Raw genomic sequence first — 11,303 nt, forward strand, 5'->3', positions numbered from 1 at the left:
CATTCGGGTCGCCTTCTTTGATCTGACCTTTCTTGGCGAATCAAGAAAGGGCAGTCGGCCGCCGGGCCGAGACCCGGCCTCAGAAAAATACCACCCGGCAGGGTCAAAAACAGACCCACGTAAACCAAAGCCTCAGAACGGCAACGTCCCCTGCACATACAACGTCCGAGGCATCCCCACATACTTGCCCCCGTTGTTGTCCGTAGACCGCGTGTAGTACCTGCGATCGAACAGATTCTTGACCCCCACGGCCACCCGCAGATTGCTCAGCGACTTGCCAAAGTCATAGCCCGCACGCAGGCCCACGGTCGCAAACCCGGGAATATCACCCAGCCGCCCCGCAGCATCTTCCTGCGTCACATACTGCGTGCCCGACCCCGGAGAGCGCTGCTTCGATTGCGCGGCCAGGTCCGCATTCAGCGTCCACTGTCCCAGCGCATAGCGCGCCCACAGCTGGCCCGTGTGGCGCGAGTACAGCGGCAGGTCGCGCCCCGCGAAATCGCCAGCGCGCGAGACGGCCTCGGTATAGGTATAGGACACACCCGCCGTCAGTCCCTTGAGCGCGGCATTCCACTGGCCCAGGTCGTAGCGCAGCGAGGACTCGATGCCGCGGTGGCGCGTGGCGCCCAGGTCGGTCCAGATGCCGTCCACGCCCACGCGGGTCAGCAGCAGTTCCTTGTCGAAGTCGATGTTGAACAGCGTCAGCTCGGCGTTCAGCGCCGGGCTGTTGTAGTGCGTGCCCACCTCATAGGTCTTGGCCGATTCGGGATGCAGGCCGCGCTCGGTCTGGGCCAGCTGTGCGTACTGCTGCGGGCCGAAGGACTTGCCCGCGTTGGCGAACAGCGACCACTGCGCATTCATGCGGTAGAGCACGGACAGTGTGGGCAGGAACTCGCTTGCATCGGCCTTGGGGAACAGCTGGCTGGTGACGGTGCTGCCGTCGGCGCCCAGGTTGCTGACGTTGTTGAAGGAGTTGATGCGTTCGTAGCGCACGCCGGGCGTGATGGTCCAGTTGCCGATGTCGATGCGGTCATCGATATAGAAGGCATGGGCCGTGGTGCCGCCCTGGCTGGTCTGGTAGGGCGTGATCGGCAGGGCCATGGCATTGGCCATGGTGGCGGGGTTGTAGTAGGCGGTGCGCAGCGCGACCTCGGAACTGCTTTCCTTGAGGTAGCGGTAGCCCACGCTGACTTCCTGCACCACGGAGCCGGTCTCGAACAGGCGCGAGTAGCGCGGCTCGATGCCGAAGTAGTGGTAGCTGCGCGGCGCGGCCGTCAGGCGGCGCTGGTTGGCGTTGTCCTGCTCGATGTAGCTGCCGCGGAACGAGTCCACGTAGTAGCCCAGCACCTCGAAGTTGTTGCGCCCGTCCTTGTGGTTGTACTTGAACGAGGCATCGGTGCGGCGGCCGTCGAAGCTGTCGTAGGAGCGCGTGGACTGGAACGGGTCGGCCGCGTACTGCGCCGTGGTCAGGCCGCCGGGCATGCGGCCCGAGCCCTCGAAGTGGTGCAGCGAGACGGCGATGTCGTCCTGGGCCGAGATGCGGTAGGCACCCTTGAGCAGGATGTCGTCGATGTCGGTCTTGTCATTGCCTGCGCGCCAGCCGTCGCCATGCGTGCCCGAGTACAGCAGGGCCAGGCCCAGGCCGGATTCGTTGGTGCCGCCCACGAACAGGCTGGGCGTGGTCTTGGCATTGCCGCCGTGGCTGTAGATCTCGGTGCCCACCGAGGCCTCGGCCGCGAAGGTCTTGGGAATGGCGCGCGTGACGAAGTTGATGATGCCGCCCACGTTCTGGGGGCCGTAGCGCACCGAGCCCGCGCCGCGGATCACGTCCACCGACTCCAGGTTGCCCAGCGACACGGGCGCCAGCGACAGCTGGGGCTGGCCGTAGGGCGCGTAGGAGACGGGCACGCCGTCCATCAGCACATACGAGCGCGGCGACAGGCGCGCCGTCAGGCCGCGCACGCCGATGTTCAGCGACACATCGCTGCCGCCCGTGCCGTTGCTGTCCTGCACCTGCACGCCGGGCACCAGGCGCAGCACGTCGCGCAGGCTGGAGGAGCCGGTTTCCTCGATGCGCGCCCGTTCGACGATGGTGCGCGCGCCGGCATGGTCCAGCACCTTTTCCTCGGTGGGGTTATCCAGCCAGTTGCCCGTGACGGTGATGGCGGACAGGCCGGCCTCGGGTGCGGTGGTGGCGGGGGATGGCGCCTGTGCCGACGCCTGCAGCGACAGCAGGGCGGCGGCGACAGCGGCCGCGCAGCGTGTGAGCGTGGCGCAGTGATTGCTGGAAACCATGGAAAACTTCCTTTGTGCCTCTGGGATTGGTGCAGCGCTGAAGGGTCGGCTGGCAGGCTGCAGGACGCGTGGCGGCGGGCGAGGCGGAAGCAGGAGACAAGGACCGGTCAGCATGCATGGCGGCGATGCCGGTTCGGGGTGCGAGTCTAAATGAGAATCATCCAGCTTGCACCAGGCTGACAGCAGCTGTGCCGGGCCGCGTTGCCCGGGCGCTACAGCGCAGTAGGTGCTGCCAGCGCAGCGGGCGCTTACCTTGCTGCTGTTGCTGTTGGAAGGGGCTGCATTGCGCGGGCCAGCTCACCCAGCGTGGCCAGGGCCTGCCCGGTCTCGTCGCTCCAGTCATGGCCGTAGTTCAGCCGCAGGCAGTGGCCGAAGGCCTGCGAGGCCGAGAAGATCGGCCCCGGCGCCACGCTGATGCCGCGCGCCAGCGCCGCGCGGTGCAGGGCCAGCGCATTGCAGTACGGCGGCAGCTCTATCCACATGAAGTAGCCGCCCTCGGGCCGCGTGGCCCGCGTGCCTTGTGGAAAGTGTCGGGCAATGGCCGATGCCATGTGGTCCCGCTGCAGGGCCAGGCTCTGGCGCAGGCGGCGCAGGTGGCGGTCGGCGCCGCCGCTTTCCAGGTAGTCGGCCAGCGCCTGCTGGGTGGGTGCATTCGTGGCCAGCGTGGTGGTGAGCTTTTGCCGGGCCACGGCGCGCGTGAAGCGCCCCGGCGCGGCCCAGCCCGTGCGCCAGCCCGGCGCAAGCCATTTGGAGAACGAGCTGCAGTGCAGCACCCAGCCTTCGGTGTCGAAGGTCTTGGCCGGCGGCGGGCGGCGCTCGCCGAAGTACAGCTCGCCGTACACATCGTCTTCGATCAGCGGCACGCGGTGGCGCGTGACCAGCTCCACCAGCGCGCGTTTGCGCGCTTCGGGCATGAGGCTGCCCAGCGGGTTCTGAAAGCAGGTCATCAGCCAGATGGCCTGGGGCCGGTGGCGCTGCAGTGCTGCCTCCAGCGCAGCCAGGTCCATGCCCTCGCCCGGATGGGTGGGCACTTCGATGGCCGACAGGCCCATGCGCTCCAGCGCCTGCAGCGCACCATAGAAGCAGGGCGATTCGATGACCACGGCGCCGCCGGGCCGCGTGACGGCGGCCAGGCACAGGTTCAGAGCCTCCAGCGCACCGTTGGTGATGACCAGATCGGCCGGCGTCAGCGCCAGGCCGTCGGCCAGGTAGCGGCGTGCGATCTGGCGGCGCAGCGCCAGGCTGCCGGGCGTGAGGTCGTCGATGGCGCTGCGCGGGTCTGCCTCGCGCGCGGCATGCGCCAGGCACTGGCCCAGGCGGCGCAGCGGGAACAGGCCCGGCGAGGGAAAGGCCGAGCCCAGGGGCACGACATCGCGGTCCATGGCCGACTCCAGCACCTCGAACACGCGCTCGCTCACATCGACCACCGCAAAGCTGTCGCCCTCGGGCGAAGACGGCTCGGTAGGCTCGGGCGGCGCGCTGCGCGGGCGCTGGGCCACGAAGTAGCCCGATCGCTCGCGCGCGCGCACCAGGCCGCGCGCCTCCAGCAGGTAGTAGGCCTGGAACACCGTGGAGGCGCTGACGCCGCGCCGCTCGCTGGTCTGGCGCACCGAGGGCAGCTTGTCACCTGGGCACAGAACGCCTGCGGTGATGGATGCCTCGATATCGTCGGCCAGCTCCTGGTAGCGCGTCATGGCGGCGTGCGTGCTTGGGTGCGGGCGCCGCTTCAGCCTTGCTCGGCCAGCAGTTCCTGCAGCGCCTTGATCTGCTGGCGCAGGCGCTCGTTCTCGGCTTCGAGTTCGTTCACGCGCTGCTGCAGTTCCTCGGGCGAGGCGGTCACGGCCGCACCTTCGCCGTCGGCCGCTTCGGCTTCGGGCTTGGCGGCCTTGGGCTTTTTCTTGGCATCGCGCACGCGCTTGGCGGCCTGCTTGAGTTCGTCGGCGCCTGCGGCGGCCACGGCCTGCTGCTCGTCCACGGGCAGGCTGGCGACCACGGCGGCGGTGCTCAGCGAGATGTCGCCCGAGCGCACGGCGGCCACCACTTCGGGCGCGGCCTTTTGCTGGATGGTCTCGATCAGCTTGACCTGGCTGCTGGACAGGCGGGCCACGCGGGCCAGGGCCTCGCGCGTGTCCAGGGCCTCGTCGGGCACCTTGGCCACGCTGGCCAGGGCGGCGGCGACCACGGGGTCGGTCTCGCCTTCCCAGGGGGCTTCACCCTCGGCCTGGGGCGCATCGGCCTTGGCGGCCATCACGGCGGCGGCGGCGGCCGAGCGGCGCGTGGCAATGATCTCGCGCTTGCGCAGCGCCAGCACGCCGCGCTGGAAGTCGGACACGCTGCGGCGGCCCAGGTGCTGGTCGATCATCCACAGGTGCACGTCGTCCATGTTCTTGAACTGCGTGGCCTGCACGGTGTTGAAGGGCAGGCCGTGCTTTTGGCAGATGGCGTAGCGGTTGTGGCCGTCGATGAGCAGGTCGTTCCAGAGCACGAGCGCGTCGCGGCAGCCTTCGGCCACGATGCTGCGCTCCAGCGCGTCGAGTTCATCGGGGGTCAGCGGGTCGATGTAGGCCTTGAGTTCTTCGTTGACGACGATGTCCATGGCAGTGCAGAAATGAGGAATGAAAGGAACGGCGGCCGCTCCGGGCCATTGCAGCAATGGCCCTGGACAGCCGCCAGGAAAAAATCACGGGCAAGAAGAGCAGGGCGGCCTGCGCCCCGGCTTCACAGCAGGCGCGAGATCAGCGCACCCTCGGCCGGCGCATCCAGCGGAATGCGCACGCGGATCGGGTTGCCCTGGGCGACCTGCACGGGTTCGCCGTCGAGGTTGAACATCTTCTCCAGCAGCACCTGGCGGTTGCCCTGCGGGTGGATGATCTCCAGCGTATCGCCCACCGAGAAGCGGTTCTTGGTCTCCACCTCGGCCATGCCGTCGGCATAGCTGCGCACCTCGCCCACGAAGTGGCTGCGCTGCAGCACCGAGTGGCCGGTCTCGTAGTTCTGGTAGTCCTGCGAGGGACGGCGCTCCAGCAGGCCGCCCGTGTAGCCGCGGTTGGCCAGGCCTTCGAGTTCGGTGATCAGGTGCGGGTTGAAGGGGCGGCCGGCCACGGCATCGTCGATGGCGCGGCGGTAGACCTGGGCCGTGCGGGCCACGTAGTACAGGCTCTTGGTGCGGCCCTCGATCTTGAGCGAGTCCACGCCGATCTTCACCAGGCGCTCCACATGCTCCACGGCGCGCAGGTCCTTGGAGTTCATGATGTAGGTGCCGTGCTCGTCTTCCATGATGGGCATCAGCTCGCCGGGGCGGCCCTTTTCCTCCAGCAGGTAGACCTGCTCGGCCTTGGGGTGGCGCGCGCCGTCGCCGCAGGTGCTGGTGAACTGGCTGTCGGCTTCCTCGCGGGCCTTCTCGAAGCTGAAGTCCTGCTCCAGGGTCTGGGCCAGGGCCTCGCCGGTATTGGGGTCCACGGCCGCGTCATGCGTCTTGTAGTCCCAGCGGCAGGCATTGGTGCAGGTGCCCTGGTTGGGATCGCGCCGGTTGAAGTAGCCCGACAGCAGGCAGCGGCCCGAGTAGGCGATGCACAGCGCGCCGTGCACGAAGACCTCGATCTCCATGTCCGGGCATTCCTGGCGGATCTTCTCGATCTCGTCCAGCGACAGCTCGCGCGACAGGATGATGCGCGAGACGCCGGCCTTCTGCCAGAACTTCACCGTGGCCCAGTTGGTGGTGTTGGCCTGCACCGAGAGATGGACCTCGGTCTCGGGCCACTTTTCCTTGACCATCATGATCAGGCCGGGGTCGGCCATGATTAGCGCGTCGGGCTTGCACTCGATCACGGGCTCGATGTCGCGGATATAGGTGCGCACCTTGTCGTTGTGGGCGATCAGGTTGCTGGTGACGAAGAATTTCTTGCCCCGCGCATGCGCCTCGGAGATGCCCTGGGCGATCTGTTCGAGGCGGAATTCGTTGTTGCGTGCGCGCAGGCTGTAGCGGGGTTGCCCGGCGTAGATGGCGTCGGCGCCAAAGTCGTAGGCCGCACGCATCTTGTCGAGCGAGCCGGCCGGCAGCAGCAGTTCGGGGGCTTTGAGGGTCATGATCCCCGTATTGTCCTGCATAGCGCTTTCCAACATGGTTCGCTAAGGCTCAGGCGAGCTAAGCCCTTGCAGATGCTCCAGCAACTGCCTGGCATGGGCGGGCAACTGGTCTTCACGGGCCGTGCACAGCAGCAGCTGGCGCCGGGCCCAGGCATCGCTCAAGGGCACGGCGCGGGCGCCGCTGGCCGGGGCCAGGCGCTGCGCGGCTGCCGCGGGCATGACGGCCACGCCCACGCCCTGGCCCACCAGCTGGCAGATGCTGTCCAGGTGCTGCAGCTGGGCGCGCCAGCGCAACTGCCCTCCCGACGGCCCTTCCAGCAAGGCAGCCTGCTGGCGCACCAGCACCTGCAGGGCGGCATCGTGCGGCAGGCCTACCCAGTCTTCGGTCAGCAGGTCCTGCAAGGCCAGCCGCTTGCGTCGGGCCAGGCGGTGGGCGCGCGGCAGCACGGCCACCAGCGGGTCGGGGCGCCAGGGCGTGGCCTGCAGGCCGCGCAGGTCCTGGGCATCGCTGGCCACGCCGATGTCGCACAGGCCCTGGCGCAGCCGGTCCAGCACTTCGGCGCTGCGGCATTCCTGCAGCTCCAGCGCCACGCGCGGATGGCCGCGCAGGAATCCGGCCACGGCCAGCGGCAGGTGCTCGCTCACGGCCGAGGTGTTGCCGCATACGCGCACATGCCCGGCCAGGCCCGCGCCGTACTCGGCCATGTCGCCGCGCAGGCGTTGCATCCGGGCCAGAACGTCACGCGCATGCTGGCCCAGCGTGTGGCCGGCCGCCGTGGGCCGCACGCCGCGCGCCTGGCGCGCGAGCAGGGCGCAGCCCAGTTGCGCCTCCATGCCGCGCACGCGCTCGCTGGCCGAGGCCAGCGTCATGTGCGCCCGCCCGGCCGCCGCCGTAAGCGTGCCGCAGTCGAGGATATGGACGAACAGCTGCAGGTCGGTGAGGTCGAATCGCATGGACTGTGGTGCTGAAGGATCAGGCCATGCCTGAGCCTTGGTTTGAAGATTCCCGATTGTGATCCCTGCGGTGGTGCACGAGCATGGCGCCATGAGGTTCAGGAAAGGCCTGAGCCAGGTCAGTGAAAGTGCAGGGTGGCCGTGATGTGGGATGCGTGGTGGGTGCTGGCGGCGGCGGTGGCCGTGTTCGGGCTGGCCGGTGTCGTCAAGGGAGTGGTGGGCCTGGGCCTGCCCACGGTGTCCATGGCGCTGCTGGCGCTGTTCATGCCGGCCGGGCAGGCGGCGGCCTGGCTGCTGCTGCCGTCCCTGGTGACCAATGTGGTGCAGATGCGGCCCATGCCATCGCTGCGGCCTTTGCTGCGGCGCCTGGGCTGGATGCAGCTGGGCATTGTCGCGGGCACGGTGGGCGGCATGCTGTGGTGGGGCCCGGTGGGCGAGGCCGCCGTGGCGCGCACGGCGCTGGGCGTGGCCCTGGTTATTTATGCCCTGTGGGGCCTGTGGGGGCCGGGCCTGCAGTTGCCGCAGAGGCATCAGGCCTGGCTGGGTCTGTTGTGCGGTCTGTTGACGGGCGGGATCACGGCGCTGACCGGCGTGTTCGTGGTGCCGGCCGTGGCCTTTTTGCAATCGCTGGCGCTGGGCCGGCAGGCGCTGATGCAGGCCATGGGCCTGTGCTTCACGGTGTCCACGCTGGCGCTGGGCGCGGGCATGGCGCTGGCGCAGGGGCCGGGCCATGCCGCTTCGTCCTGGACGGGCTGGGGTGCCACGGCCCTGGTTTCCGCGCTGATGCTGCTGCCCGCCCTGGCCGGCATGGCCTGGGGCGAGCGGCTGCGCCAGTCGCTGTCGCCCCAGGTTTTCAAGCGCGTGCTGATGCTGGGCCTGCTGGCCCTGGGCATCTACATGTGCGCCAGGGGCTAGCTCCGGGCGTTCAGGCGCGGAACACCTTCACGGGGCTGCCGCGCTCCACCTCCCAGTGCTGCTGGCTGCGCGAGCGCCGGGCCTGGCCCTCGCCCTGCGCGTTGAGGCGCGCCAGCTTCAGGGCCAGCACCTCGCGTGCCAGCCGCTTGTTGGCGTGCTGGCTGCGCTCGCTCATGACCTTCACCGAGATGCCGCTGGGCACATGCAGGGCATGGACGGCGGAGTCCGTGGTGTTGACATGCTGGCCGCCCTTGCCCGAGGCCTTGCAGGCCTGGAAGACGATTTCGCCGTCTGCCGGCAATTGCCGGGGCGGCTCGCACTTCTGCACGGCAACAAACCAGTTCCTGCGCGGGTGGTGGGGGCGCAGGGGACTGTCGAAGACCCACTGGATGGTGCCCAGCCAGGCGCCCAGCGTGCCGTGAAGCAGGCCCGTGTCGCCCTCGCAGCGCAGCAGCACGGACTTGTAGCCGGCCGGCGTGGGTGTTTCCTCCAGCACCTCCACGGCGATGCCGCTGGCGGCGCAGTCGCGCAGCAGCTCGCGCAGGGTCAGGCGCACGGCATGCTCGCACTCGGCGGGGCCGTGGGATGCGGTCAGCTGGATCAGCAGCATTGCATGGCTCCCTTCTTGTAGGTCAGCAGGGGGCGCAGCCGCGCCACCAGTTGCACCAGGCCGGCTTCCTGCAGGCTGGCGACCACGGAGTCCACGTCCTTGTAGGCCTGGGGTGCCTCCTCGTAGACCAGTTCGCGGTCGGCGCAGACCACGGCGCTTCCGAATTGGGTGCGCAGCAGCTCGTCCAGCGTGAAGCGCGGGCGCAGGCGGCCCATGCAATCGGTGCGTGCCCACTTGCGGCCCGCGCCATGTGCCAGCGAGTGCAGTGCCTCGTCACGCCCGGCCACGGGCCGCACAAGGTAGCTGTAGTCGCCGCGCGAACCCGGAATCACCACAAGCCCCTGGTCGGCCGGCGTGGCGCCCTTGCGGTGCAAAAAGCCATCCTCGCCGCGCCAGTGGTGGGCGATCACGTGGTTGTGGGTGATGTCCAGCAGGGCCTGGCCGCGCGTGCGCAGGGCGCGCAGCAGGCGTGCCGCAATGCTGGCGCGGTTCAGTTGGGCGAAGGCGATGGCGGCCGCGTGCTGGCGCAGGTACTGCGTGGCGGCATCGCTGCTGGCGGCCAGGCCGTCGTGGCTGAAGGCCTCCACATGGGCGCGCAGGATGGCGCCCCCCAGCCCGCGCGAGCCGCTGTGCACCATGAGGTGCACGCGTTTCCTGTCGAGCGCGCCGTCCTCGTACAGCGTGTCCACCACCTGCAGTTCGGCAAAGTGGTTGCCGCCGCCAATGGTGCCCAGGCTGTCCTGCAGATACGCCAGGTCGGCCACGCCGCTGGCCTGGGCGATGTGCTCCAGCTGCTGCATGTCCACGGCGTCCAGCAGTTCCTGGGGCAGGGGGCCGTCGATGTTGCCCACCGCCTTTTCCAGCTTGGGGGCCGAGGTCTTGTGCGCCGCCAGCTCCGTGCTGTACAGCGACATGCCGCAGCCGATGTCGCCGCCGACCAGGGCCGGGTAGAAGCGGCCCACGGAAAAGAAGGCTGCCCCTACCGGGTAGCCCCGGCCCGGGTGCAGGTCGGGCAGGCCCACGGCTGCGCGCATGCCGGCCAGGTTGCGGGCCGTAGTTTGAAGTTGTTGGATGGCGGCGTCTTCAATCCAGACGCCGCGGTTGGCGAACACCTCAATGTAGGTGTCCGAAAGGGAATTGCCCATGAATGGCTTTCGATCGAGTGCTTGGGGCACATTCCGGCAGATGCGGAATGCGCAATGGGCAGTCGCCGCAAGCTCGATGGACAGGCATCAGGAAAAGCGCACGCGCAGCCGAAAGCCGGGCCTCTTGCGGGGCCGGGAATCAGGTCTGCAGCGTGGCCTGGAGGCGCTAGGGCTTCAAGCGTGCACGACTGCAAAGGGACGTGTCGAATGGGACATGGGTTCTCTCCTTTGCGATGGTGGACGGGTGCCGCGAATGCGGCAAAGACGGGGATGCTAGGGACAAGCGGCCGGTGCCGCAAGCGAAGTCGCAGGCGCGTGGCGGATTGCATACAACGCAAGATGGAAAAAGCCCCGCAGGCAGGTACCGGCGGGGCTTTTTGATGAAGGGCCTGTGCCCGTTCAGTCCTGCGGGCGGAATCCGATGACCAGGTCCGAAGGCACGCGGCCATCGATGTCGCGCGGCAGCGTCTCGGTCTTTTGCAGCGCGCGGATGACGGCATCGTCCCAGGCCTTGTTGCCGCTGGACTTGGCGATGGTGGCGCCGGTGATGGTGCCATCGGGCGCGGTGCGCACGCGCACCTCGGCCCGCGGGTTGCCGCTGATGGCGTCCGGATAGACGATGTTGGGCTTGACGCGCGCGGCCACCTTGGCGCCATAGCCGGCCGAGGGGCCTCCGGCCGAGCTGCCCGAGCCGCCGCTCTTGCTGCCACCTGCGCCTTCGCCGGCCGAGCCGCCGCTGCCGGCCAGGCCCTGCATGCGGCGGATGTTCTCCAGGCGGCGTGCCTCGGCTTCCTTGGCCTCGCGGGCCTCCTTGGCGGCCTGTTCCTTCTTGCGCTTGTCCTCGGCGGCCTTCTTCTCGGCTTCGGCCTTGGCGGCCTTTTCCTTGTCGGCCTTCTCGGCTTTCTCGCGCTCGGCCTTGTCCTTGGCAGCTTTTTCCTTGTCCGCCTTTTCCTTTTCGGCCTTGTCCTTCTTTTGCTGCTCCAGGCGTTCCTTGCGGTCCTGCTCGGCCTTGTCCTTTTTCTGCTGCTCGAGCTTGTCGCGGCGGTCCTTCTCGGCTTTTTCCGCCTTCTCGCGCTCGGCCTTGTCCTTGGCCGCCTTGTCGGCCTTTTCCTTGTCCAGGCGCTCCTGGCGTTCCTTCTCGCGCTGCTCGCGGGCGGCCTGTTCGGCGCGCTCCTTCTTTTGCTGCTCGATCTTGCGCTTCTTCTCCAGCGCGATCTCGGCCTCGCGGTCGTCGTCCACGGCCTGCGGCTTGGGAGGTGGGGGCGGCGCAATCACGGGCGCGGGCGGCGGCGGTGGCG

Annotated in this window: 9 protein-coding genes; 1 reads left to right on the forward strand and 8 read right to left on the reverse strand. The window is 68.7% G+C overall.

The window, feature by feature from the left end; all coding sequences use genetic code 11:
• Positions 1 to 132 precede the first annotated feature (132 nt).
• The 5 genes from BW39_RS29505 to BW39_RS29525 all read right to left on the reverse strand — a co-directional run bounded on the left by BW39_RS29505 (position 133) and on the right by BW39_RS29525 (position 7,335).
• Positions 133 to 2,295, reverse strand: coding sequence for a TonB-dependent receptor family protein (locus BW39_RS29505; protein WP_043825908.1), 2,163 nt, complete (start codon positions 2,293 to 2,295; stop codon positions 133 to 135).
• A 248-nt stretch (positions 2,296 to 2,543) separates the two neighbouring features.
• Positions 2,544 to 3,989, reverse strand: coding sequence for an aminotransferase-like domain-containing protein (locus BW39_RS29510; RefSeq protein ID WP_043825909.1), 1,446 nt, complete (start codon positions 3,987 to 3,989; stop codon positions 2,544 to 2,546).
• A 32-nt stretch (positions 3,990 to 4,021) separates the two neighbouring features.
• Positions 4,022 to 4,891: a hypothetical protein gene (locus tag BW39_RS29515; protein WP_012204374.1), complete on the reverse strand. Its 870-nt coding sequence runs from the start codon at positions 4,889 to 4,891 to the stop codon at positions 4,022 to 4,024.
• Between the two features lie 122 nt (positions 4,892 to 5,013).
• Entirely contained in the window at positions 5,014 to 6,402 is a 1,389-nt protein-coding gene (gene trhP, locus BW39_RS29520; RefSeq protein WP_043825912.1) for a prephenate-dependent tRNA uridine(34) hydroxylase TrhP, read from the reverse strand.
• A 21-nt stretch (positions 6,403 to 6,423) separates the two neighbouring features.
• Entirely contained in the window at positions 6,424 to 7,335 is a 912-nt protein-coding gene (locus BW39_RS29525) for a LysR family transcriptional regulator (RefSeq protein WP_043825914.1), read from the reverse strand.
• A gap of 144 nt (positions 7,336 to 7,479) precedes the next feature.
• Between BW39_RS29525 and BW39_RS29530 the strand changes: the two genes are divergently transcribed.
• Entirely contained in the window at positions 7,480 to 8,250 is a 771-nt protein-coding gene (locus BW39_RS29530) for a sulfite exporter TauE/SafE family protein (protein WP_012204377.1), read from the forward strand.
• Between the two features lie 10 nt (positions 8,251 to 8,260).
• Here the strand turns inward: BW39_RS29530 and prfH are convergent, their stop codons facing one another.
• The 3 genes from prfH to tolA all read right to left on the reverse strand — a co-directional run.
• Positions 8,261 to 8,860 carry a peptide chain release factor H gene (prfH, locus tag BW39_RS29535; protein ID WP_043825917.1) on the reverse strand — a complete coding sequence of 200 codons (600 nt, stop codon included), beginning with the start codon at positions 8,858 to 8,860 and terminating at the stop codon, positions 8,261 to 8,263.
• Positions 8,851 to 10,005: an RNA ligase RtcB family protein gene (locus BW39_RS29540; RefSeq protein WP_043825919.1), complete on the reverse strand. Its 1,155-nt coding sequence runs from the start codon at positions 10,003 to 10,005 to the stop codon at positions 8,851 to 8,853. Before BW39_RS29540 ends, prfH begins: the two co-directional genes overlap by 10 nt.
• Before the next feature lie 399 nt (positions 10,006 to 10,404).
• The coding region (tolA, locus tag BW39_RS29545; RefSeq protein ID WP_043825922.1) for a cell envelope integrity protein TolA at positions 10,405 to 11,303 on the reverse strand (899 nt) is incomplete at its 5' end.

Origin of the sequence: Delftia sp. RIT313 (assembly GCF_000632165.1) — a bacterium.
Lineage (GTDB): Bacteria > Pseudomonadota > Gammaproteobacteria > Burkholderiales > Burkholderiaceae_C > Comamonas > Comamonas acidovorans.

Excerpts from the sequence above, each read along its gene's own strand:
- BW39_RS29505 (WP_043825908.1), bottom strand. The coding sequence starts at position 2,295 with ATGGTTTCCAGCAATCACTGCGCCACGCTCACACGCTGCGCGGCCGCT.
- BW39_RS29510 (WP_043825909.1), bottom strand. The coding sequence starts at position 3,989 with ATGACGCGCTACCAGGAGCTGGCCGACGATATCGAGGCATCCATCACC.
- BW39_RS29515 (WP_012204374.1), bottom strand. The coding sequence starts at position 4,891 with ATGGACATCGTCGTCAACGAAGAACTCAAGGCCTACATCGACCCGCTG.
- trhP (WP_043825912.1), bottom strand. The coding sequence starts at position 6,402 with ATGCAGGACAATACGGGGATCATGACCCTCAAAGCCCCCGAACTGCTG.
- BW39_RS29525 (WP_043825914.1), bottom strand. The coding sequence starts at position 7,335 with ATGCGATTCGACCTCACCGACCTGCAGCTGTTCGTCCATATCCTCGAC.
- BW39_RS29530 (WP_012204377.1), top strand. The coding sequence starts at position 7,480 with ATGTGGGATGCGTGGTGGGTGCTGGCGGCGGCGGTGGCCGTGTTCGGG.
- prfH (WP_043825917.1), bottom strand. The coding sequence starts at position 8,860 with ATGCTGCTGATCCAGCTGACCGCATCCCACGGCCCCGCCGAGTGCGAG.
- BW39_RS29540 (WP_043825919.1), bottom strand. The coding sequence starts at position 10,005 with ATGGGCAATTCCCTTTCGGACACCTACATTGAGGTGTTCGCCAACCGC.